At 70.4% G+C, this 23,512-nt stretch carries 19 protein-coding genes and 1 pseudogene; 8 read left to right on the top strand and 12 right to left on the bottom strand.

The genetic code is table 11. The annotated features are described in order from the left end of the window. The first annotated feature begins 227 nt into the window (after positions 1-227). Positions 228-776 (top strand): DUF4190 domain-containing protein, encoded by a 549-nt coding sequence (locus ACLQ3F_RS14000; RefSeq protein ID WP_355010052.1) that lies wholly within the window; start codon positions 228-230, stop codon positions 774-776. Positions 777-830: 54 nt separating this feature from the next. Here ACLQ3F_RS14000 and ACLQ3F_RS13995 read toward each other — a convergent pair whose 3' ends face one another. Beyond that, positions 831-2,120, bottom strand: coding sequence for a DUF6350 family protein (locus ACLQ3F_RS13995; protein WP_425849083.1), 1,290 nt, complete (start codon positions 2,118-2,120; stop codon positions 831-833). A 200-nt stretch (positions 2,121-2,320) separates the two neighbouring features. Here ACLQ3F_RS13995 and ACLQ3F_RS13990 point away from each other — a divergent pair, with 200 nt between their 5' ends. Next, the gene (locus ACLQ3F_RS13990) at positions 2,321-2,587 is read left to right on the top strand and encodes a DUF4190 domain-containing protein (RefSeq protein ID WP_425849082.1); all 267 of its coding nucleotides are present in this window, start codon (positions 2,321-2,323) and stop codon (positions 2,585-2,587) included. A 60-nt stretch (positions 2,588-2,647) separates the two neighbouring features. Here ACLQ3F_RS13990 and sucD read toward each other — a convergent pair whose 3' ends face one another. The 3 genes from sucD to ACLQ3F_RS13975 all read right to left on the bottom strand — a co-directional run bounded on the left by sucD (position 2,648) and on the right by ACLQ3F_RS13975 (position 5,552). Further along, positions 2,648-3,535 (bottom strand): succinate--CoA ligase subunit alpha, encoded by an 888-nt coding sequence (gene sucD, locus ACLQ3F_RS13985; RefSeq protein ID WP_355010054.1) that lies wholly within the window; start codon positions 3,533-3,535, stop codon positions 2,648-2,650. 2 nt (positions 3,536-3,537) lie between these two features. Beyond that, positions 3,538-4,716: an ADP-forming succinate--CoA ligase subunit beta gene (gene sucC, locus ACLQ3F_RS13980; RefSeq protein ID WP_091406357.1), complete on the bottom strand. Its 1,179-nt coding sequence runs from the start codon at positions 4,714-4,716 to the stop codon at positions 3,538-3,540. Between the two features lie 431 nt (positions 4,717-5,147). Next, the gene (locus ACLQ3F_RS13975) at positions 5,148-5,552 is read right to left on the bottom strand and encodes a cobalamin B12-binding domain-containing protein (protein ID WP_088987674.1); all 405 of its coding nucleotides are present in this window, start codon (positions 5,550-5,552) and stop codon (positions 5,148-5,150) included. Between the two features lie 474 nt (positions 5,553-6,026). Here ACLQ3F_RS13975 and ACLQ3F_RS13970 point away from each other — a divergent pair, with 474 nt between their 5' ends. Beyond that, positions 6,027-6,734 (top strand): M23 family metallopeptidase, encoded by a 708-nt coding sequence (locus ACLQ3F_RS13970; protein ID WP_425849078.1) that lies wholly within the window; start codon positions 6,027-6,029, stop codon positions 6,732-6,734. A gap of 273 nt (positions 6,735-7,007) precedes the next feature. Beyond that, positions 7,008-7,784 carry a M23 family metallopeptidase gene (locus ACLQ3F_RS13965; protein WP_425849075.1) on the top strand — a complete coding sequence of 259 codons (777 nt, stop codon included), beginning with the start codon at positions 7,008-7,010 and terminating at the stop codon, positions 7,782-7,784. 95 nt (positions 7,785-7,879) lie between these two features. Here the strand turns inward: ACLQ3F_RS13965 and pcrA are convergent, their stop codons facing one another. Further along, positions 7,880-10,285, bottom strand: coding sequence for a DNA helicase PcrA (gene pcrA, locus ACLQ3F_RS13960; RefSeq protein ID WP_425849072.1), 2,406 nt, complete (start codon positions 10,283-10,285; stop codon positions 7,880-7,882). A 324-nt stretch (positions 10,286-10,609) separates the two neighbouring features. Between pcrA and ACLQ3F_RS13955 the strand changes: the two genes are divergently transcribed. Then, a complete protein-coding gene (locus ACLQ3F_RS13955) occupies positions 10,610-10,999 on the top strand; it encodes a chorismate mutase (RefSeq protein WP_357233231.1) in 390 nt (129 codons plus the stop codon). Between the two features lie 173 nt (positions 11,000-11,172). Here the strand turns inward: ACLQ3F_RS13955 and ACLQ3F_RS13950 are convergent, their stop codons facing one another. The 7 genes from ACLQ3F_RS13950 to ACLQ3F_RS13920 all read right to left on the bottom strand — a co-directional run bounded on the left by ACLQ3F_RS13950 (position 11,173) and on the right by ACLQ3F_RS13920 (position 19,443). Next, on the bottom strand, positions 11,173-12,186 hold the full coding sequence (locus ACLQ3F_RS13950) for an ABC transporter ATP-binding protein (RefSeq protein ID WP_357197721.1): 1,014 nt from the start codon (positions 12,184-12,186) through the stop codon (positions 11,173-11,175). Continuing rightward, positions 12,179-13,207 carry an ABC transporter ATP-binding protein gene (locus ACLQ3F_RS13945; RefSeq protein WP_425849302.1) on the bottom strand — a complete coding sequence of 343 codons (1,029 nt, stop codon included), beginning with the start codon at positions 13,205-13,207 and terminating at the stop codon, positions 12,179-12,181. The genes ACLQ3F_RS13950 and ACLQ3F_RS13945 overlap by 8 nt, the downstream gene beginning before the upstream one ends. A gap of 25 nt (positions 13,208-13,232) precedes the next feature. Beyond that, a complete protein-coding gene (locus ACLQ3F_RS13940; protein WP_425849068.1) occupies positions 13,233-14,201 on the bottom strand; it encodes an ABC transporter permease in 969 nt (322 codons plus the stop codon). Next, positions 14,194-15,120 (bottom strand): ABC transporter permease, encoded by a 927-nt coding sequence (locus tag ACLQ3F_RS13935; protein ID WP_112638660.1) that lies wholly within the window; start codon positions 15,118-15,120, stop codon positions 14,194-14,196. The genes ACLQ3F_RS13940 and ACLQ3F_RS13935 overlap by 8 nt, the downstream gene beginning before the upstream one ends. Before the next feature lie 148 nt (positions 15,121-15,268). Then, positions 15,269-16,909 (bottom strand): peptide ABC transporter substrate-binding protein, encoded by a 1,641-nt coding sequence (locus ACLQ3F_RS13930; RefSeq protein WP_425849066.1) that lies wholly within the window; start codon positions 16,907-16,909, stop codon positions 15,269-15,271. A gap of 579 nt (positions 16,910-17,488) precedes the next feature. Next, entirely contained in the window at positions 17,489-18,175 is a 687-nt protein-coding gene (locus ACLQ3F_RS13925; protein WP_030337843.1) for a response regulator, read from the bottom strand. Positions 18,176-18,177: 2 nt separating this feature from the next. Further along, the gene (locus ACLQ3F_RS13920) at positions 18,178-19,443 is read right to left on the bottom strand and encodes a PspC domain-containing protein (protein ID WP_387352723.1); all 1,266 of its coding nucleotides are present in this window, start codon (positions 19,441-19,443) and stop codon (positions 18,178-18,180) included. A gap of 155 nt (positions 19,444-19,598) precedes the next feature. Here ACLQ3F_RS13920 and ACLQ3F_RS13915 point away from each other — a divergent pair, with 155 nt between their 5' ends. The 3 genes and pseudogenes from ACLQ3F_RS13915 (at position 19,599) to ACLQ3F_RS13905 (ending at position 23,486) form a co-directional block, all read left to right on the top strand. Then, a complete protein-coding gene (locus ACLQ3F_RS13915) occupies positions 19,599-21,392 on the top strand; it encodes a PspC domain-containing protein (protein ID WP_425849063.1) in 1,794 nt (597 codons plus the stop codon). Then, positions 21,389-21,637, top strand: a pseudogene (locus ACLQ3F_RS13910) (hypothetical protein); the annotation flags it as partial. The gene ACLQ3F_RS13915 and the pseudogene ACLQ3F_RS13910, both read left to right, overlap by 4 nt. Before the next feature lie 595 nt (positions 21,638-22,232). Next, the gene (locus ACLQ3F_RS13905) at positions 22,233-23,486 is read left to right on the top strand and encodes a phosphatidylserine decarboxylase (protein WP_357233141.1); all 1,254 of its coding nucleotides are present in this window, start codon (positions 22,233-22,235) and stop codon (positions 23,484-23,486) included. Positions 23,487-23,512: the final 26 nt, after the last annotated feature.

Raw genomic sequence — 23,512 nt, 5'->3', positions numbered from 1 at the left:
AGTGCCGACGTGCGTCGACCCGGTACGCTGCCGCTCGCTCGGGCCGAACGCCGCACCGGCCCACACACCGCCCCTGATCCGGCACGCGAAGCGGTCGACTAGGAGCTTTTCGCCCGCTTTGGGAGACATGTCGTCCTGTTGCTGTACTGGGCTTTGGGAGGACTGACCGCGATCATGGATGGAAATAAGAGCACCAACTGACGGAACCAGTCCAAGGAGCTTCTCGAATGCAGCCCGGTAACCCCGGTCAGGACCCGTACGGCCAGCAGCCCAACCAGGACCCGACCGCTCCCCAGCCGCCGGCCGCCCCGTACGGCCAGCAGCCCACCTCGGGCCAGCCGTACGGTCAGCAGCCGAACGACCCGTACGCCGCGCCGCAGGCCCCGTACGGCCAGCAGCCCACCTCGGGCCAGCCGTACGGTCAGCAGCCGAACGACCCGTACGCGCAGCAGCAGCCCCCGTACGGCGCCGGGCCGACCTACCCGAACGCCGGGTACCCGCAGGCGCAGGGGCAGAACAACACCCTCGGCCTGGTGTCGATGATCCTCGGTATCGCGTCGATCCCGCTGGTCTGCTGCCTGTACCTGGGCATCCCGGTCGGCATCGCCGGCATCGTGACCGGCTACCTCGCCAAGCAGAAGGTGGCCCAGGGTCAGGCCAACAACGCCGGCCAGGCCAAGGCCGGTCTGATCTGCGGCGCGGTCGGCGTCGGGCTGGGCATCCTGCTGCTCATCCTGAGCGTGGTGGCGCAGGTCAACCTGCCCACCCAGCCCTGACGGGTTCGGATTCGACGGGGCGCTCCGGTTTCACTCGGGGCGCCCCGCGCTCGTCTACTGCGCGGGCCCGCGGGTCAGCGCCCGGGTGGCGGCAGCGCCGACCAGCGCGCCGACCGCTATGACACCGGCCGCCACCGCCCCGACCTGCCAACCCACCGGGCCGACCTGGGACAGCCGGCCGGCGCCGAGCGGCCCACCGGAGACCGCCGCTGCCGCACCGAGCACCACACCGGCCACCGGCCCGGCCAGCACCGCCGGCGTCAGCAACACGGCCCAGCGCTGCGCAGCCCGCTCCGGCCCGGCGAGTCGAGCCACCCGCCGGGCGAGCAGCCAACCGGCGACCATCCCGGCGAGAACCGGCACCGCGAGCAGCAGGGCACCGAAGCCGTCCACCGGGCCGCGCGGCAGGCCAGCGAGCAGCGGCACGGCCGGCAGCGCGCCGACCGACACCTCGCTGGTGCGGACCGCTGTGTCAGTTCCGACAGCGAACCCCGGCCCGAGCAGGTAACTGGTCGACCAGACCGCCGCGTTGGGCGCGTACGCGACGCTGACCAGGGTGATGCCGGCCTGCCCGGCGACTCCGGTCCGGTACGCCCCGATCATGTCGGCCGCGTCGCCGCCACCGGTGGCCACCGCCAGGCCGGCCGCTCCGGCGCCCGCGCCGAGCAGCAGCAGCCCGGCCACCAGGCCGGTGCGAACGCCGTCGCGCACCGGGCTCGGGAGCCGGGAGACGAGCAGCCGGGTCACGGCGGTGATCCGGACCGCGCCGACCAGCGCGGCGAGCGTGCCGACCGCAGCGAACGTGGCGCCCGCCCGGATCAGCGACACACTCGGCCCGCCGGTGCCGACCAGCACCGCCGCGAGCGCGCCGAGCAGCGCGTACGCAATGCCGACAGCGACCGCGGCGAGCAGTGCCCGGCGCGGTGAGCGGGTGTCGCGGGCACCGATCGCGCGGCTCACGTGCACGCCGGCGCGGCTCAGCCGCCAGAGCGCGAGCACTGTCAGCGCCAGCGGGGCGAGCCCGAGCGGCCCGGTCTCGGTGTGCAACGGCACGCCGTGCCCGAGCAGCCAGCCGGCCAGCGCGGTGCGCAGGGTGCCGGTCACTGTGGTGCCATCCGCGCCGAGCTGCACCAGGCCGAGCACAATGGCGACCGGCAGGTACGAGGTGACGGCGGCCCAGCAGGCGGCCACCCCGGCGGCGACGGGCAGTGGCGCCCGCCCGCGCGGCGACCCACCAGCGCGAGGCGCGGGCACCCGCCGGGCCGGTGCGGCACGGTCGACCGGCCGGTCGTCGGCGCTCACACCGCCGGGACGGCTGGGACGGTCAGGGGTGACGGGGGACATCCGCTCTACTCTGGCACGTCGCGCGGGCGGTGGCAGTCCGTTAACCCCTCCTAAGGTCGGCGAGTTCACCGAACCGACGTCCTGCCCACCGGGGCCGGTCTAGCCTCGGCCCTGAGGGGGCGCGAGTCGCCGCCACCCGGGACGGGCCCGCCGGCCGCGGTCCGGGCCGGCACGTCGCCCATGACCGCTCGGAGGAAGCTGTGACGACGCCATACCCGCCTCCCCCACCACCACCGGCCCAGGGACGCGACCGAACCACCCTGTGGGGCGTGCTGGGCATCGTGCTGGGGCTGATCTGCTGCGGCATCTTCGGCATCATCTTCGGCTACCTGTCCATCCGCGACGCCCGGCGGTACGGGCAGTCGCCGCTGCTCGGTTACCTCGCCATCGCGTTCGGCGTGATCAACATCATCGGCGGGGCGATCCTGCGCTCGACCGGCAACTACCCGTTCTGGAACAACGACTGACGCGTACGGCAGAGGGGGTCGACCGTGACCGGTCGACCCCCTCTGTGCTGCCTGACCGGCTCAGTTGCCGGACATGATCTCCCGCATCAGCTTCGCGGTCTCGGTCGGCGTCTTGCCGACCTTGACGCCGACGGCCTCCAGCGCGGCCTGCTTCGCCTCGGCGGTGCCGGCGGAGCCGGAGATGATCGCCCCGGCGTGACCCATGGTCTTGCCGGGCGGAGCGGTGAAGCCGGCGATGTAGCCGACCACCGGCTTGGTGACGTTCGCCTTGATGAACTCGGCGGCCCGCTCCTCGGCGTCGCCACCGATCTCACCGATCATGACGATGGCGTCGGTCTCCGGGTCGGCCTCGAACGCCGCGAGGGCGTCGATGTGGGTGGTCCCGATGATCGGGTCACCGCCGATGCCGACGCAGGTGGAGAAGCCGATGTCGCGCAGCTCGTACATCATCTGGTAGGTCAGCGTGCCGCTCTTGCTTACCAGGCCGATCCGGCCGGAGCCGGTGATGTCGGCCGGGATGATGCCGGCGTTGGACGCGCCCGGCGAGGCGATGCCCGGGCAGTTCGGCCCGATGATCCGGGTCCGCTCGCCCTGCGAGACGTTGTACGCCCAGAACGACGCGGTGTCGTGCACCGGGACGCCCTCGGTGATCACCACGGCCAGGTCGATCGCGGCGTCGATCGCCTCGACCACGGCGGCCTTGGTGAACTGCGGCGGCACGAAGATGACAGTGACGTCGGCCCCGGTCTGCGCCATCGCGTCCGCTACGGACGCGAAGACCGGCAGCTCGGTGCCGTCGAAGTCGACAGTCTGACCCGCCTTACGCGGGTTGACGCCACCGACGACGTTGGTGCCGGCGGCCAGCATCCGCCGGGTGTGCTTGGAACCCTCGGAACCGGTCATCCCCTGGACGATGACCTTCGAGTCCTTGGTCAGCCAGATAGCCATGATCAGACCCCCGCAGCTGCCAGCTCGGCGGCCCGCTCGGCCGCACCGTCCATGGTGTCCACCCGCTGCACGAGCGGGTTGTTCGCGCTGTCCAGGATCGCCCGGCCAGCCTCGGCGTTGTTGCCGTCGAGACGGACGACGAGCGGCTTGGTGACCTGCTCGCCGCGCTGCTCCAGCAGGGCCAGCGCCTGGATGATGCCGTTGGCGACCTCGTCGCAGGCGGTGATGCCGCCGAAGACGTTGACGAAGACGCTCTTCACGGCCGGGTCGGAGAGCACGATCTCCAGCCCGTTCGCCATCACCGCGGCGCTCGCGCCGCCGCCGATGTCGAGGAAGTTGGCGGGCTTGACGTTGCCGTGCCGCTCACCGGCGTACGCGACCACGTCGAGGGTCGACATGACCAGACCCGCGCCGTTGCCGATGATGCCGACCTCGCCGTCGAGCTTGACGTAGTTGAGGTCCTTGGCCTTGGCGGCCTGCTCCAGCGGGTCCACAGCGGCCTGGTCGACGAGCGCCTCGTGGTCCGGGTGCCGGAACGCCGCGTTCTCGTCAAGGCTGATCTTGGCGTCGAGCAGCAGCATCCGGCCGTCGCCGTTCTTGGCGAGCGGGTTGACCTCGACCAGGGTGGCGTCCTCGGCGACGAACGCCTGCCACAGGCCGACGGCGATCTCGACCACCTGGTCGGCGACCTCGGCCGGGAAGCCGGCGGCGGTCACGATCTCGCGGGCCTTGGCCTCGTCCACGCCCTTGACGGCGTCGATCGGGGCCTTCACGACCTTGTCGGGGGTCTCGGCGGCGACCTGCTCGATGTCCATGCCGCCGGCGACGCTGGCGATGCAGAGGAAGGTGCGGTTCGCCCGGTCGAGCAGGTACGAGAAGTAGTACTCCTCGGCCACGTCCGCGGTCACCGTGATCATGACCTTGTGGACGGTGTGACCCTTGATGTCCATGCCGAGGATGTCGGTGGCCCGAGCCACCGCCTCATCCGGGCCCTCGGCCAGCTTGACGCCGCCGGCCTTACCTCGGCCGCCGACCTTTACCTGCGCCTTGACGACCACACGGCCGCCAAGGCGTTCGGCGATCGCGCGGGCCTCTTCCGGGGTAGTGGCGACGCCGCCGGCCAGCACGGGCAAGCCGTGCCGCTCGAACAGGTCCCGCCCCTGGTACTCGTACAGGTCCACGATTGCGCGTCCCGTCCCGTCTCCGCGGCGCGCCGTCGCGCCGCCACCAGCGTTCAGAAAACAGCTTGACGCCTGTCATCAGTTGAAACAGGCCATTGGCCGCAGCCTAGCGAGGTCGGCACCACCGGCAACCGAGCGGGTGCACGGTGTGCGGTAATGCACAACCGAACATCAGGTGTGGCCGGTTTCCGGCCACAACTCCGGTGGCATCCACCGTCCGGGCGATGTTGTCCGGCTTGCGTAACCCTGCCGTGGGGGCGTCGTTGAGTCAGATGTCGGAGCGCTGAACAGCGCAAAGACGGGATACGGCCGATGCCCTGTCGGTCGAGGGGTGGCGGCGGGGCATCGTGCATAGAGGGGCCGGACGTGTGAGGGGTGCGTCCGGCCCCTCCCCCGTGCCCAAAATCGGTGGGGCAGCAGTTCGGCGTTCCTCAGGAAACCGGCTGGGCCACGTTCTCTCGGACCCACTCGACAATCGCCTGGGTGGTAGCGCCCGGTGTGAAGATCTTCGCGACGCCCAGCTTCTCCAACTCGGGAATGTCGCCGTTCGGAATGATGCCGCCACCGAACACGACGATGTCGCGTGCGTCCCGCTCACCGAGCAGTTCCAACACCCGCCGGAAGAGCGTCATGTGCGCGCCGGAGAGCACGGACAGTCCGACCGCGTCGGCGTCCTCCTGGATGGCGGTCTCCACGATCTGCTCGGGAGTCTGGTGCAGGCCGGTGTAGACGACCTCCATCCCGGCGTCCCGCAGGGCGCGCGCGACGACCTTCGCGCCCCGATCGTGGCCGTCCAGGCCGGGCTTCGCGACGACGACCCGAATCCGAGAGCTCATCAGCGCACACCTTTCACCGGCTTGACCGCCTTCACCTTAACGAACGGTAACCCGGCGGGCCCGGCCCGGGAAATCCGGGCTCCGTCACCGGCCGTTACCCGACGGATCCACCGCGCAACCCGGAGGCGCCCGACCCGGCTTCGCCAGAGCCACGCCGCTGGCAGGACCGGGACACCATCCCGGCGCCGTCCGGAGTCAAGCCGGACGACTCCGCCGGAACGGTCACGCTCGGCGACGAACGGGCAGCGACAGGGGCACCGTTCAGCGGCGCGATGCATGACAATAATGGACGCAAACGGACAGATCGACACGCCAATTTTTCGGTCTAGCTTGTGACTCGCCTGGCGGTTGGCTAACGTGTCCACGGTTGTCATCAGGTCCATGGACGGGTGACGACGCGGTCAGCGGACGTCTCACTGGAGTCTCAGGGGACGCCTACCGGCCGCTTCGGAACCCCGACAACGGAGGGTGTGCGTGCGCCAGCGCCTGTCGTCTGAGCCCGATCGATATCGCGGTCGCCGCCGCGTACCCACCCCACCCCGCAGCCGTTACGCCGCTGTCGTCACCACCGCGTTCGTCGGTGCCGGCATCGTGGCCCTCGGCGCTAGCGCCCTGCCGGACGCCAAGGACGTCAGCCCGACGGTCCTCGACGAGCTCAAGCAGGCGTCGGTCACCAGCCAGGACGCAGCGGCCCGTGCGGACAACGCCGACCGCGCCTCCCGGGACAGCCGCAGCGAGGACAGCGCCGAGAAAGAGGTCTGGCTGCTGCCGCTGCAGGGCTACGACTTCAACTCCCCGTACGGCGTCCGCTGGGGCAAGATGCACACCGGCGTGGACCTGGTCGCCCCCGAGGGCACGCCCTACGTGGCGATCCACGACGGGCTGGTCACCAAGGCCGGCTGGTTCGGTGGGTACGGCAACGCCGTGATCATCCAGCACGCCGACGGCAGCGAGGCCATCTACGGCCACTCCTCCGCGGTCAGCGTCAAGGAAGGCCAGCAGGTCAAGGCGGGCGACCAGCTCGGCCTCGTGGGCCAGACCGGTCACGCGTACGGCACGCACCTGCACCTGGAGATCCATGTCAAGGGGCAGCCGGAAGACCCGGTGCCGTTCCTTCAGGAGCGCGGAGTGGACATCAAGCTGCAAGTCGAGGCAATCTACAGCGAGGTAGCCGCCTCCTGACAGCGCGTAACGATCGTTGACCGCCCGGATCTGTCGATCCGGGCGGTTTTTCATGACGCGGTCCTGACGCATGTATCCCGGGTCACAGTGCCGGATGTGACCGATGGCACCCACCCGCATGATCACTTTTCCGGATGTAGCGCCGCACAGCGGGTCATATCCGGGCAGCCGACCATCCGCTCTCCGTCCGAGGGCCGGTCCCCCCCGCCTGCCTCACCTCGGCCCGACACCAGTATTTCGAGGTCAAGTGCCCCTCGACTGTGAAGGTCCGCCGTGCAGGAAGACAGCCCCGTCCAGAACGAGAACACCCCCGACACCGACCAGACCGCGCCGTCGCAGCGCACCGGCCGACGCAACCGCCTCATCGTGCTCGCGGCCGCCGCCCTGGTAGCCCTCGGCCTCGGAGGTGTCGCCGTCGCCACCAGCGACACCGACCACCCGGCACCCGCCGCCGTCTCCCTCGACGCCCAGGCCCGGGCCGAGGCCGCGAGCCGGGCCGACCGCTCGGTCCGTGAATCGAGCACCCCGGTCGACCCCTCGCTCAGCCCGACGCCCAGCCCGTCGGCGGTCAGCGCCAGCCCGACCCCCACGAAGACAGCCGCCGCGAAGGCCAAGCCGAAGCCGAAGCCGAAGAAGACCACCAGGCCCACACCCGCCTGGGTCGACCCGATGCCGGGCGCAGCCGTCACGTCCTGCTACGGGCAGCGCTGGGGCACCCTGCACGCCGGTATCGACCTGGCGCTGCCCTCCGGTACGCCGATCCACGCAGCGGCCGCCGGCACCGTGACCCAGGCCGGCGACGCCTCCGACGGGTACGGCAACTCAGTCTTCATCGACCACGGCAACAGCTACCTGACCCACTACGCCCACCAGAGCCGCATCGCGGTCACCGTCGGCCAGAAGGTCAAGGCCGGCCAGGTCATCGGCTACGAGGGCGCCACCGGCGATGCCACAGGCCCGCACCTGCACTTCGAGGTGCACCAGGGCATGTGGAACCAGATCGACCCGGCCCCGTTCATGCGGGCCCACGGCGTCGACCTGGGCTGCTGAGGCGACACCCCTGCGCGGAACAACACGGAAAGAGTGGCCTCAGCGGTACGTGAGGCCACTCTTTCCTTGATCTGGCGCGACCCTGGGGCGACGGGTCAGAGCTTGTCGACCGGGGCGTGCCGGAGCACCAGCCACATGGTCTGGTCGCCGAAGTCGATCTGCGCACGGGCGCCCGGGCCGTGCCCCTCGACGGCGAGCACCCGCCCCAACCCGTACCGCTGATGGTTGACCCGGTCACCCGCGGACACCTTCGGCCCCTGCGGCAGCTCGCTGGCAGTGGTCAGCCGGCTCGCGTCCACCCCGAGCCGCTGGGCCAGCTGCGCCGCCTTCGGCGTACCCCCCGTGAAGTTGCCACGCGCGCCGGGCGCGCGGTCCGCGCGGCCACCGACGCCGCCGCCCCCGCCAGCCCACGAGGTGTACGACCCCTCGGTGCGCTCCCAGTGCACCAACTCGGTGGGCAGCTCCTCCAGGAAGCGCGACGGCGGGTTGTAGGACGGCTGCCCCCAGGCCGAGCGGGTCACCGCCCGGGACAGGTAGAGCCGCTGTCGGGCGCGGGTGATGCCGACGTACGCCAGTCGGCGCTCCTCCTCCAACTCGCGGGTGTCGCCCAGCGAACGCAGGTGCGGGAAGACGCCGTCCTCCAGCCCGGTCAGGAAGACCACCGGGAATTCCAACCCCTTGGCGGTGTGCAGCGTCATCAGGGTGACCACGCCCTGGTGGTCGGGGTCGTCGGAGGGGATCTGATCAGCGTCGGCGACCAGCGCCACCTGCTCCAGGAAGCCGGCCAGGGTGGCCCGCTCCCCCTCCTCGCCCAGCGCCTCGATCCGCTCGGTGTACTCGCGGGCGACGCTGACCAGCTCCTGGAGGTTGTCCACCCGGCCGGCGTCCTGCGGGTCCAGGCTCTCCTCCAGCTCGGTGAGGTAGCCGGAACGGGTCAGCAGGGCCTCCAGCACCTCCTCCGGGGTGCCGGTCTCGGCCAGCTCGCGGGCGCCGTCGAGCAGCGCCACGAAGTCCGCGATGCCGTTGGCCGCCCGGCTGGAGATGCCCGGCGCCTCCCGGGCCCGGCGCAGCGCCGCGCCGAAGGAGATCCGGTCGCGGCTGGAGAGCGCCTCGACACACGCCTCCGCGCGATCGCCGATGCCTCGGCGCGGGGTGTTGAGCACTCGCCGCAGGCTCACCGTGTCGTCGTCGTTGACCACCGACCGCAGGTACGCCAGGGCGTCGCGGACCTCCTTGCGCTCGTAGAAGCGCACCCCGCCGACCACCTTGTAGGGGAGGCCGACCCGGATGAACACTTCCTCGAAGACGCGGGACTGGGCGTTGGTGCGATAGAAGACGGCGACGTCGCCGGGGCGTGTCTCGTCGGCGTCGACCAGCCGGTCGATCTCCCGGGCCACCCAGTCGGCCTCGGCGTGCTCGGTGTCGGCGACGTAGCCGACGATCTGCTCGCCGGCGCCGGCCTCGCTCCACAGTCGCTTGGGTTTGCGGGAGGTGTTGCGGTCGATCACCGCGTTGGCCGCGTTGAGGATGGTCTGGGTGGAGCGGTAGTTCTGCTCCAGCAGGATCGTCCGCGCGTCGGTGAAGTCCCGTTCGAACTCCAGGATGTTGCGGATCGTCGCACCCCGGAACGCGTAGATCGACTGGTCGGCGTCGCCGACCACGCACAGCTCGGCGGGCTCCAGCCCGTCGGTGCCGGAGACCAGCTCCTTGATCAGGACGTACTGGGCGTGGTTGGTGTCCTGGTACTCGTCCACCAGCACGTGCCGGAACCGCCGGCGGTAGCTCTCCGCGACGTGCGGGTGGGACTGGAGCAGGTGCACCGTGGTCATGATCAGGTCGTCGAAGTCCAGTGCGTGCGCCTCACGAAGCCGACGCTGGTAGAGCGTGTACGCCTCGGCCAGCGCCCGCTCGTTGGGGCCGCTGGCCCGCGCCGCGAACTGCTCCGGGTCGACCAGCTCGTTCTTGAGGTTAGAGACCTGGGCGGCCAGACCACGCGCCGGGTAGCGCTTCGGGTCGAGATCCAGCTCGCGGGTGACCAGCTGCATCAACCGGCGGGAGTCGTCCGCGTCGTAGATCGAGAACGTCGACTTGAGGCCGGCGTGCTCGTGCTCGGCGCGCAGGATCCGCACGCAGGCCGAGTGGAACGTCGACACCCACATCAGGCGGGCCCGGGGGCCCACCAGCGCGGCGACGCGCTCCTTCATCTCGCCGGCGGCCTTGTTGGTGAAGGTGATCGCGATGATCTCGCCGGGGTGCACGTCCCGAGCGGCGAGCAGATAGGCGATCCGGTGCGCGAGCACCCGGGTCTTGCCGGACCCGGCGCCGGCCACGATCAGCAGCGGCGAGCCGGCATGGCTGACGGCGTCGCGCTGCGGCCCGTTCAGCCCGGCGAGCAGCTGCTGCGGATCGAGACGCGCGGCGGCCGCCCCGGGTCGGTGCGGGCGGGCCGGCGCGGACTCCGGCGCAGGCGGGGACGCGGGGATGTCGAAGAGAGGATGCATCGCCCGACAAGTCTATGCCGCGGGCCGGACACTGCGCCGCTGGCGCTCAGCAGCTCGTGCCCGACGGCACGCACCACCGCCCGGCACCGCCACCGGCGGGACATGCGCCCTCCGCGATGAGGAATGCTTGCGCACCCGGCAACGACGTGGGCATACTCGACGGCGTGATCGCTGCGCGCTTCTACTTTTACTATGGCACCGGGAGTCCGGCTGCCGTAGGTCGCGCCTGATCGTTCAGACCTGCTAAAGCCCCGGCTCCTGGAGTCCGGGGCTTTATCCGTCCCAGGTTCCGGGCACCGGGCACCACAGTGCGAGAGGTACCCGATGATGACAGACGTGATGGAGCAGAGCGGCAGCCCGATCCGACCGGGGCAGCCCGTCGCGCAGGAGGCCGAGCCGGCGGTGGCCACACCACCGGCAGGTGCGGACGCCGAGCCGGCCGAGCAGCAGACCGGCACCGAGGAGCCGTCCGCCTCGGCGCGGATCGTGCAGATCAGGGAACGCATCGACGAGATCGACAACGCGTTGATCACGCTGTGGCAGGAACGGGCCGCGTTGTCCCAGGAGGTCGGTGTGACCCGGATGGCGTCCGGCGGCACCCGCCTGGTGCTCTCCCGGGAACGGGAGATCCTGGAGCGGTTCCGGGTCGCGCTCGGTGCCGACGGCACCCAGCTGGCCCTGCTGCTGCTCCGCGCGGGCCGCGGCCCTCTGTGAGCCTCCTCAGCCCGGGCCGAACCGGGCCAGGGCTACCTGGGCCGCCCGTCCTGGGCAACAAGCGGTTCGCTGACGCCGCTGTCCGACGCCGCGTGACCGGTCCGGTCATCACCTGAACAGACGAAACCGCCTGCCGTCGTCGTGGTGGGGACGCGGCAGGCGGTTTCGGTGACTCACACCTCGTGGGTGGCGACGATCTCGCGCTTCTCCGCGAAGTGGCAGGCGCTCGGGTGGTCCGAGCCCCGGCGGATCTCCAGCAGCGGCACCTGCTCGGCGCAGACGTCCTGCGCCTTCCAACAGCGGGTCCGGAACCGGCAGCCCGAGGGCGGGCTGATCGGCGACGGCACGTCACCCGAGAGCCGGATGATCGTCTTGTTGTGCCGCTGGGTCGGGTCCGGCACCGGCACCGCGGAGAGCAGCGCCTGGGTGTACGGGTGGGTCGGTCGCTCGTAGATCTCGTCCTCGGTGCCGATCTCGACGATCTTGCCGAGGTACATCACCGCGACCCGGTCCGACAGGTGGCGGACCACCGACAGGTCGTGCGCGATGAAGACGTACGAGAGGCCGAACTCGCCCTGCAACTGCTCCAGCAGGTTCATGACCTGGGCCTGGATGGAGACGTCCAGCGCCGACACCGGCTCGTCGCAGACGATGATCTCGGGCCGCAGCGCGAGCGCGCGGGCGATGCCGATGCGCTGACGCTGACCGCCGGAGAACTGGTGCGGGTACCGGTTGATGTGCTCCGGGTTGAGCCCGACCAGGTCGAGCAGCTCGCGGACCTTGGCCCGGCGGCTACCCTTCGGCGCCACCTCCGGGTGGATCTCGAACGGCTCACCGAGCAGGTCACCGACGGTCATCCGCGGGTTCAGCGAGGTGTACGGGTCCTGCATGACCAGCTGGATCTGCCGGCGCAGACGCCGCAGCGCGCCGCCGGACAGCTTGGAGATGTCCTGGCCCTTGTAGACCACGTTGCCCGCGGTCGGCTTCTCCAGGTTCATCAGCACCCGGGCGAGCGTCGACTTGCCGCAGCCCGACTCGCCGACCACACCGAGCGTCTCGCCGGCGCGCAGACCGAACGAGACCCCGTCGACCGCCTTGACCTGACCGACGGTCTTCTTGAACACCACACCCTGCGTGACGGGGTAGTGCTTGACCAGGTCATTGACCTCGAGGATGTTCTCAGACACGGTTCACCAGCTCCTCGGCGAAGTGGCAGGCGCTGGCCCGGGCGGGGCCGACCTGCAGCAGCGGCGGGACCTTCTCCCGACACACCGGCTGAGCCATCGGGCACCGCGGGTTGAACGGGCAGCCCGGCGGGATGTTCATCAGGTTCGGCGGGAGGCCCTTGATCGTCCGGAGCTGCTGCCCCTTCTCGTCGAGGCGCGGGATCGAGTCGATCAGACCCAGCGTGTACGGGTGCGCCGGCTTGGCGTACAGCTCGTACACGTCGGCTTCCTCGACGATCCGGCCCGCGTACATGACCGCGATCCGGTCCGCGACGTCGGCGACCACGCCGAGGTCGTGGGTGATCAGGATCATGCCCATCTGCCGCTCGCGCTGGAGCTCGGCCAGCAGGTCCATGATCTGGGCCTGCACTGTCACGTCGAGGGCAGTGGTCGGCTCGTCCGCGATCAGCACCTCGGGGTCGAGCGCCAGCGACATCGCGATCATCGCGCGCTGCCGCATACCACCGGAGAACTGGTGCGGGTAGTTGTTGAACCGGCCCTTGGCGTTCGGGATCTTGACCTGGTCGAGCATGTCGATCGCGCGCTTCTTGGCCTCCGCGCGGCCCATGCCTCGCCGGACCCGGAACTGCTCGGCGATCTGGAACCCGACGGTGAAGACGGGGTTCAGCGCGGAGAGCGCGTCCTGGAAGATCATCGCGATGCCCTCGCCGCGGATGCGGCGGCGCTCCTCTTCGGACATGCGGAGCATGTCCTTGCCGTGGAAGCGGACCTGCCCACCGGTGACGAAGCCGGGCGGCGTGTCGAGGATGCCCATGATGGTCTGCGCGGTGACGCTCTTACCGGAGCCGGACTCGCCGAGCACGGCGAGGGTCTCCCCCGCGTCGACGTGGTACGTGACCCCGTTGATGACCTTTGCGACGCCGTCCCGGGTACGGAATTCCACCCGCAGGTCGTCGACCTCGAGCAGTCGGCCGGAGGGACGCCCGGACCCGCCGGATCCCGGCGCTGACTGCTCGGACACGAGAATGTCGGACACTGGATCTCCCCTAGCGGAGTTTCGGATCGAGGGCCTCGCGGACCGACTCACCGAGCATCACGAAGCTCAGCACTGCGGTGACGAGGAACGCGGCGGGGAAGAACACCAGCCCTGGCGCGACCCGGACAAAATTCTGCCCATCACTGATCATGATGCCCCAGGACACCACCGGCGACTTCAGACCGACGCCCAGGAACGACAGGGTGGCCTCGGCGCCGATGAACGAGCCGACCATGATCGTGCCGTAGACCAGCAGCGGGGCCAGGCAGTTCGGCAGCAGGTGCTTGAGGATGATCCGGCCGGTGCCGGCACCCAGCGCGCGGGCCGCCACGATGTAGTCGGCCTCCTTGGTGGCGAGCACCGAGGAACGCATCAGCCGCATCACGACCGGCCAGCTCAGCACGATCAGTGACGCGGTCACCAGGCCCATGATCTGGGCCTTGCTGTTGCCGGAGCCCGACCCGTTGAAGGTGGTCAGGATGACGATCGCGCCGAGCACGAACGGCAGACCGAAGAAGACGTCGGCGATCCGGCTGAGCAGCGCGTCCACCCAGCCTCCGCGGTAACCGGAGATGATGCCCATGGTTCCGCCGATGAGCAGGGTGCCCATCACGGAGAGCACGGCGACCACGATGGAGGCCCGTGCGCCGTAGATGACCCGGGCGTAGACGTCGCGACCCTGCACGTCGTAGCCGAACCAGCCATTGGCGGACGGCTTGTCGAGGCTGCGCGACAGCGAGCCGTTGACCGCGTCGCCCGGTGCGAACAGCGCCGGGAAGGCCGCCATCAACAGGAAGATCACGATCAGCGTGGCCGAGATCCAGAACAGCGGCTTGCGCCGCAGATCCCGCCAGGCGTCGCCGAGCAGGCCACGCGGCTTATCGTTGCTCTGCGGCTGGCCCGCGGTGGCGGGTGCGGCGGAGTCGGTGGGGTGTGCGCCAGGGGTACTGACGATCGATGCGGTACTCGGGTCACTCATAACGGATCCTCGGGTCCAGGGCGGCGTAGAGCAGGTCAACCAGCAGGTTCATCACGAGATAGACCAGCACCAGGACGACCACGATGCCTACCACCGTGGCGCTTTCCTTGGTGATGATCGCTCGGAAGACCTGACGGCCGATTCCGTTGATGCCGAAGATTCCCTCGGTGACGATCGCGCCACCCATCAGGGCACCGAGGTCGGTGCCGAGCAGGGTCACCACCGGGATGAGCGAGTTGCGCAGCAGGTGCACGCCGACCACCCGGCGCATGGGAAGGCCCTTGGCGATGGCGGTACGCACGTAGTCCGCGCGACGGTTCTCGGCGATGCTCGTTCTCGCGACCCGGGCGATGTACGCCACTGATGCGCTGCCCAGCACGAAGCCCGGCACGATCAACTCGGACCACCGCATCTCGGAGGAGACGGTCGGCTTGATGATGCCCCACTGCACACCCAGCAGCCACTGCAGCACGAAGCCGACCACGAAGACCGGCAGCGCGATCAGGAACAGGGTGGAGACCAGGACCAGGTTGTCCAGGAAGCCGTTACGCCGCAGACCGCTCAGCACGCCGGCACCGAGGCCGATGATCGCCTCGATGGCGAGCGCCACCACGGCCAGCTTCAGGGTGTTCGGGTACGAAGTCATGATGATGTCGCTGATCTCGCGCTGCGAGAACGTCTGACCGAAGTCGCCCTGGAGCAGGTTCTTCATGTAGTTCGCGTACTGCACGAAGACGTTCTGGTCGAGGTGGTACTTCTCGGTCATGAAGGCGATGTACTGGTCCGGGCAGCGACGCTCGCCGCACTTACCGGCGAACGGATCGCCCGGAACGGCCCAGACGAGCCAGTAGATCAGGAACGTCGTACCGATGAAGACCGGCACGAGTTGGAGCAGCCGTCTCAACAGATAACGGCCCATGGGGTGGTCCTCCAGACAGGGGGCGCGTCGGACGGCCGACACGGTGGTGACAACGTGCGAGTGGAGTGTTGTAACACCCAATCGCGGAACGGCCCCGGGTCGGGCTCACCGGATGTGGCGAGCCCGACCCGGGGTCAGACCGTTCGGATCAGAGCTCGACCGAGGTGATGTCGATCTCGCCGACGTTGTTCAGCTCGAGCTTCTTGATCTTCTCCGAGTGGCCGGACTGCTGACCGTAGAAGTAGACCGGGATGCTCGGAACGTCCTGGTCGACCTTCTCGACCGCCTTGGCGAACGCCTCGTGCGAGGCCTCCAGGCTCGGAGCGCCGCTGGCCTGCTTGGCAAGGGTGTCGACCTCGGGGTTGCTGTAGAGGCCGTCGTTCGAGGAGCCGTTGGTGACGAACAGCGGGTTGACCCAGTTCTCGACGTCCGGGTAGTCCTGCTGCCACGCGGCACGGTACGGGCCGCTCATCTTGTGGGCGTTGATGTTCTGACGGAACACCGCGAAGGTCGGCACACCCTCGGCCCGGGCGTTGATGTTGAGGTTGGTCTTGACCTGCTGCGCGACGGCGTCCATCCAGTCCTTGTGGGCGGAGTCCGCGTTGTAGTAGAAGACCATCTCGCCAGTGAAGCCACCGGCCTCGGCGAGCAGCGTCTTGGCCGTCTCCGGGTCGAACTTGCAGGCGGTGCAGTTACCCGGCTTGGCGCCCGGGGTCAGCGGGTTCGCCCAGCTGTCGGCCGGCTTGCGGGTACCGAAGAAGATCTTGTCCGAGATCTCCTGCCGGTTGACCGCCAGCGACACCGCACGACGCAGCTTCGGGTTCGCGAAGCGCTTGTCGTAGATCGGGAACGCGATGAACGCGGTCGACGGCGTGACGGTCGAGCGGCCCCGGTCAACGAGGTCGGTCTTCCACTTGTCACCGGCGAGCGCCGAAGTGGGGACAACCTCCATGAAGTCGAGGTTGTTGGCCAGCAGATCGGCGTAGGCGGCGTTGTCGTCCTGGTACAGCTTGACGTCGACGTCCTTGATCTTCATCTTGTCGCGAAGATTGTAGTCGTCGAAGCGCGTCAGCTTGATGAGGGAGTTGTCCTCCCAGGACACGAACTTCACCGGGCCGTTGCCGATCGGCTTCGTCTTGCCGAACTCTTCCGGCTTCATGGTGAAGAAGACGTCCGGCAGCGGCATGAAGGCGCTGTAGCCGAGCTTGGTCGGGAAGACCGCGGTCGGCGCCGCCAGGGTGACCTCGAAGGTCTGGTCGTCGATGACCTTCAGGCCGGACAGCTTGTCGGCCGTCGGAGTCGGGGCCTTCTTCGGGCCGTCCGCGCCGTCCGGGTCCGTGGTGTAGGTCTGCTCGAAGCCCGCGATGTCCGCGAAGAAGGTGCCGTTCTGCGCACCGTTCGGCGAGTAGGCGGCCCAGTTCCAGGCGTCGACGAAGTTCTTCGCCTTGACCTCGGTACCGTCGTGGAACTTGGTACCGGCCTTGATCTTGATCGTGAAGACCTTGGAGTCCGTGGTGTTGATGGACTCCGCAAGCGCGTTCCGCGGGGCCCCACCGTCGTTCGGGTACTCGACGAGGCCGGTGAAGAGCCAGTCGATGATCTTGCCGCCACCGGTCTCCGTGGTGTTCGACGGGACCAGCGGGTTCTCCGGCTGGACGCCGTGCACAACGATCGAGCCATCCGTGCTGGCGGCAGTGTCGTCACTGCCGCCGCTCGAGCAACCGCTCGCGACAAGCGCGGCAGCCGCGCTGAGCGCGATGGCGCTCGTCGCCCGCTTCGAGACTCTCATTCCGAGGGGCCTCCTCTTTCTAACCAGGTTCCGTCGTGGGTTTCACGCACGTTTGGGGGTGACACCGCCCGACCACCCCGGGGCGCGGGTCGCCGGGACCACAGGGAAGTTGGGGACACCCTGATGTTCCGATCCGCCGGGCTCCCCCACCAACGAGGCGTGACACGACGCAATCGACACAGCCACGGGCCGCCGAGATCGGCGAAATCGTGGTCGTGGGGCGTACGGAGTGCCACACACCGATGGTGAGGTGCTGCCACTGTGACACCCACTGGCCTCTTCCGTGAAGGTGCCGTTATCAAGCCGTTAGTTGCCCGCCACGTTGCCGATACTTGAAAAATGATCATAAAACGGTCGACGCAGGCGGCACTGAGCAGGAAATACGTTGCGCCCACCCGGTAACCCGGCCTGAGCCGGTGCGCGCGCCCCAGGACCACCCAGCCCGATGGGACGTGCGTCACCACTCATGTTTCGAGCCATCCGGATGAGGGCCCCTACGGCTACCCGGACACGATCATCGGCTGGGCGTACGAGGGCGCGCCGGCGGTTTCTCTGATCCTCGCCGGTGTCGACGCGCCGTCACACGAGCCGGCGGTCCGCCGCCCAGCGGGAGAGCTCGTAGCGATTCGACATCTGAAGCTTGCGCAACACGTTCGACACGTGCGTCTCCACTGTCTTGATGGAGATGAACAGCTCCTTGGCGATCTCCTTGTACGCGTACCCCCGGGCCAGCAGCCGCAGCACCTCCCGCTCACGGTTGGTGAGCTGGTCCAGCTCCGGGTCGGCCACCGGCGCGTCCGGGCGGGCCGCGAAGGCGTCCAGCACGAACCCGGCCAGCCGTGGGCTGAACACCGCGTCCCCGTCGGCCACGCGCCGGATCGCGGCAGCCAGCTCGTCCGGGGAGATGGTCTTGGTGACGTACCCGCGGGCACCGGCACGGATCAGCCCGATCACGTCCTCCGCCGCGTCGGAGACGCTCAACGCGAGGAACTTGACCTGCGGGTGCGTACGCCGCATCGCCTCCAGCACCGCGCGACCGCCGCCGTCGGGCATGTGCACGTCGAGCAGCACCACGTCCGGGCCGACGGCGGCGATCCGGGTGACGGCCTCGGCCACCGTGCTCGCCTCGCCGACCACCTCGACGTGAGCGCCCAACTCCGCGCGCACCCCGGCACGGAACATGGCGTGGTCGTCCACCAGGAACACCCGCAGCCGCTCGGGGCGGGCATCCGCCGGGTCGAGGTGCTCGGTCGACTGCTCGGCCATGGTCATCTGTTCCTCTCCGCTGCGGACGAGTCCCGGGAGATCGGCAGGATCAACCGGACCTCGGTCCCCTCCCCCGGGCCGGACCGGATCTCGGCCCGTCCGCCGTGCCGCTTCATTCGCCCGATGATCGAGCCGCTGACGCCGTGCCGGTGGTCCTCCACCGTATCGGGGTCGAAGCCCTTGCCACGGTCCCGGACGAAGACGCTTACCTGATCCGGCTCCACCTCCGCGTAGAGCGACACGGTCTGCACACCGGCGTGCCGGGCGGCGTTCACCAACGCCTCCCGCGCGGCCGCGACCAGCGCCCCGACCTTCTCGTCGGTCTCCCGGTCCCCCACCACCACCGTCTCCACGCTGATCGCGAAGGTGTCCTCGACCTCGGCCGCGGCCTGCTCCAGGGCGGCGGCGAAGCGCTCGCTCGGCGAGGCGGTCGGCTTGTAGAGCCAGTTGCGCAGCGAACGCTCCTGCCCTCGGGCCAGCCGCTGCACCGTTTTGACGTCAGCTGCGTTGCGCTGGATCAGGGCCAACGTGTGCAGCACCTGGTCGTGCACCATCGCGGCCAACTCGGCCCGCTCCTGCTCGCGGATGCGCCCCTCGCGCTCCGAGCGGAGCTGGCTGTACGTCCGCCAGAGCACCGGCGCGGCGACCACGCCGACGCCCGCCAACCCGACCAACGCGAAGATGACGCCATTGATCACCGCGTCGAAGTTCTGTGCCGGGGAGTAGACGGCCGCGACGCCGATGATGCCGACCGCGACCAGCACTCCCCCGCCGATGAACCGCAGCACGAAGGCCCGCCGGTCGCTCTCCTCGACGACCGCGCCGAGCCAGGGCACCGGCATCGCGTCGCCCCACTGTCGCCGCCGCTCGGGCGCGGACTGGTGCCAGATGACCCCGGCGCCGACCGCGATGATGGCCACCAACCAACCGGCGGTGCCCGCCGCGCCGACCGAGTCGAAGACCATCACCTGGATCAACAGGACACCGAGCCCGATCCCCACGAACGGCAGGAGTTGGGCGACGTCCCGCCGGGGCGGCACCGCGGTGTCACCGGGACGCAGCGGCACCACCGCCCAGAAGGCCGCGTAGAGCAGCAGGCCGAGCCCGCTCAGCCCGAGCAGGACCATGAACGCGACGCGCACCCGCAGCACCGAGATGCCGAGATGGTCGGCGATACCGGCGGCGACGCCGGCGGCCATCCGGTGCTCCGGGGCGCGGTACAGGCGCGGGGGCGAGGTCACGGTGCTGATCGGAGGCTCCCTGGTCACGGTGGCGGACAGGTCGAGGTCGGTGACTCGATCGTCACACGCTGCGGCGTCCGCGACCACGGGGACGCCCCCGACATTCCGGCCGCCGGATCTCAGGGTGGGGTCAGGGTCGGGTCCTGAGGTCGTTCGGGTGGACCGGGCAGCAGGATCGAAGCATGACCGAGGAAGCTGCCCCGCCACCCCGACCGGGGTCGGCACAGCCGGGCGGTTCAGCACCGCCCCCGCCCACCACCACGCCCGCCGAATGGACCGAGCCCATCACGTTCGGTCCGCACGCTGGCACCGACGCGACAGCCGGCACCGTGCCCGGCGAACCGGCCGACGGCTACGCGCCGCCCACGGCGGGCCACGGCCCAGGCCCGGGGTTCGCGGCGGGCACCGGCTACGGCCAGGGCGGCACGCCGCCAGGGCCGGGTGGTCCCGGTCCGTCCGCACCGCCACCGCCGTTGGGCGGCACCGGCTTCACCTCGCGGTACGGGCTGGTCCGCCCGCGCGAGGGGCGGTACCTGGCCGGCGTCTGCGCGGCGATCGGACGCGCCACCAACACCGATCCGGTGCTTTGGCGGGTGCTGCTCGCGGTGCTCGGGTTCTTCGGGGGCATCGGCATCCTGGTGTACGTCGCCGCCTGGCTGATCATCCCGAACGAGGGCGACACCGCGTCCCCCGTCGAGTCCATGCTCGGTCGTGGTCGCTCCAGCATGTCCCCGGTGACGGTGATCGTCCTGGGCATCCTGGTCGCGGCCAGCTTCGCGTACATCGTCACCGACGCCTTCCGCGCGGTGCTGCTCGGCGCGGCCATCCTGGTCGCCGGCGCGCTCCTGCTCAACCGGGACGGCCGCAACCCACGGCCCGGCACGCCCGGTGGTCCGCCGCCCGCCGCACCGTCCGGCAACCCGGCCGGTCCGGTCGTCCCACCGGTGACCTGGCCCGCGCCGTCGTATGGCCCGGCGCCGTCGACCGGCCCAGCGGCGACACCGCCGATGTTCGGCACCGGTCCGGGGTACGCCACCGCGACGACGGGGGCGGCGAACACAGCCACCGCTCCGGCGTACGACGCGCCGCCGACCAGCGCGACACAGCCGGTGTCCGGGGTCGGCCCGACGTCCGGGCAACCGGCCGGCACGACGGCTGCCCAGCCCGGCTGGCCGAGTACCGCCATGCCCAGCGCCGGCTGGCCGTCGGCGCCGGTGAGCAGCACACCCGCTGCCCCGGCCGGCTATCCGACCGCCCCGCCGCCCTCCGGTTACCGCCCTCCGTTCGCGCCGCACGGCCCGTACGCTTCGCCGACCCCGCCCGCGCCTCGTCCGCCCAAGCCACCGAAGCCGCCGAAGCGCCCCAAGGAGCGATCGCCGCTCGGTGCGGTGACCTTCTCGCTGATCTTCCTGGTACTCGGTCTGGTCGCCCTGCTCGACCTGCTGGACGTCTTCGCCGTCAGCGCCTCGGCGTACTTCGCTGCCGCGCTGGCCACGATCGCGCTGGGCCTGCTGGTCGGCACGTGGTTCGGACGGGCGCGCTGGCTCATCGCACTCGGTCTGGTGACCGCGGCGGCGCTGGGCACGGCGACCGTCGCCGAGTCCTACGACCGGATCCGGGGGGTCGACGGCGCGGTGACCTGGGCGCCCACCGACCACCGCGACCTGGCGGACCGGTACGAGAACAGCTTCGGTGACGCCGTGCTCGACCTACGCGGGATCAACTTCGCGAAACGGGACAGCCAGGTGACGGTGGCCGTCAACTTCGGCCAGGCGACGGTGGTCGTGCCGCCGAACGTGGACGTCACCACAGTGGCCGACGTCAACGCGGGCGACGCCAACATCTTCGGCAACCGCTCCGGCGGGCTGGACGGCCGCCTGCGGGAATCCACCGACGTCGGCGCGGACGGGCCCGGCGGCGGGACCCTGCGTCTCTACATCCATGTCAATGCCGGCAACCTGGAGGTGACCCGGTGAAGGCTCACCGCACGGATCTGGTGTCGTTCGCCTTCGGGCTCGTGTTCCTGGCGCTGTCGGCCTGGTGGCTGCTCGCCCAACTGCTCGGGCTCGCCCTGCCGCCGGTCGGCTGGTTCCTGGCCGGCGCGCTCATCCTGATCGGGGTCTTCGGGTTGGTCGGCGCGCTGCGCTCGAGTCGACCGAACCAGCCGGAACCGATTGCCGAGGCCGGCGCAGCCGAGGCGGTCGCGCCCGTCTCCGGGACACCCGTCTCCGGCACGTCCGTCTTCGGCGGACCCGTCTCCGGCGCACCCGTCTCTGGTGCCGCCACGTCGACGTCCGGCGCGGCCCTGCCGGTCTGGGAAGCCGAACGGTCCACCTGGGACTCTCCCTCCTCCGACCCGACGCTCATCTCGGACCCGATGTTGGAGACGCCGACGACCGAGGTGCGGGCGCAGGACGTGCCGGGCGCCGACGTGATCCACCCGGCCTGGCTGGCACATTCGCCGTCGGAGCCGTCGACCGAGCCCATCCCCGGCCGACCCGACAACGGAGACGACGAGCCGACCACCGGGAACCCCGCCCGCCCGGCCTCGTCCGAGGGGGACGAGCCGACCCGCTCCGACCAACCGGTCAGGGCCACCGGCGACCAGCCGGGTGACGAGCACGAGGGTCCGCGCAGGCAAGCCTGACCTCGGACGGCCGTCCGCGTCGGTCCACCGCATCCCCACGGCGGTGCGGCCGGCGCGGACGGACGCATATGCTGGCTGGTGGAGATCTCGCCTCTGCCGGCCGGCCCGTCCCGCCCATGGCGGTCCCGCCGCGATTCCCGTCTCTACCCCCGTCAGGAGCCCGCCCGACATGACCCAGTCCCCCGCCGTGCGTACCACCGGCCGGTCCGGTCCGGTCCGCATCGGCGAGCGAGCCGCCCGTACCCTCGTCGCCGAGCTGGCCCGGATCAACGACCCCAAGGCCGCCCTGCTGGTCGGGGTGACCCCGGACTCCGCGGTGCTGGCCGCGGCGGTCGATGCGCTGCTCCCCGGTGACCGGCTCACCGTGGTGCCCGCCGAGCCGTTCGGCGCTGCCGCGCTCAGCGAGCACGTCACAGCCCAGGGTCGCTGGGTGGCCGACCGGGTGAGCGTCGTCGACTCGCTGGCCGAGGCCGAGGCCGCCGAGGTCGTCATCGCTGCTGAGGCGTTCACCGGCACCGCCGAGGCCACCCGCAGCGGCGTCGAGGGATTGGTCAAGTACCTGACCGACGGGGCGGTGCTGAGCGTGGCGACCGTCGCCACCCCCGGACGGACCGAGGGTGCCGCCGCCGAGCTGGCCCGACAGGACGCCCTCTACGGCGTCGGTGCCGATCTGGTGTTGCGCAACTCGCCACCGGTGCGGGTCTACCGACTGCGCTTCACCCCGGCCAGCCCGGCCGCTGCCGACAGCCTGGCCCCCGCGTACCGGCCGTCGAGCGTGCCGGTGACCCGGGGCATGCACATCGACTCCAACGGGGTGGCGGCGGCGGGCATCGCGCTGGGCCTCGCGGCGCTGGCCCGGGTGGCGCGCCCGTCGTCCAAGCTGTGGCTGCTGCCGGCCCTGGCCGCCGGGCCGGTCGCCGCGTTCTTCCGGGACCCCGAACGGGACGTGCCGGAGGACCCGAGCGCCGTGGTCGCCAGCGCGGACGGGAAGGTCCTGTCGGTGCAGCGGCTGCACGACGAGCGCTTCGGCGACGGCGAGTGGCTACGGATCGCGGTCTTCCTGTCGGTGCTGGACGTGCACGTCAACCGCGCTCCGGTCGCCGGCAAGGTGGTGGACTACTTCGTCGCCGACGGCGGCTTCGTCAACGCGATGAAGCCGGACGCCGAGCACAACGTCGCCGCGTACACCGTGCTGGACACCGCTCGCGGCACCGTGGTGGTCGCGCAGCGGACCGGGCTGATCGCCCGCCGGATCGTGCAGCGCGCGCCGATCGGCGCGCTGCTGGCCAAGGGCGAGCGCTTCGGGCTGATCCGGTTCGGCTCCCGGACCGACGTCTACCTGCCCGCCGAGGCCGCCGACCCGCTGGTCGGGCCGGGCGACAAGGTGGTCGGCGGGTCCACGGTCATCGCCCGCTGGCGCTGACCAGCAGACGAAGAACGGGGCGCCGC

Source organism: Micromonospora sp. DT15 (assembly GCF_049841475.1).
Lineage (GTDB): Bacteria > Actinomycetota > Actinomycetes > Mycobacteriales > Micromonosporaceae > Micromonospora.
This window is presented reverse-complemented; position numbering and strand designations above follow the sequence as displayed.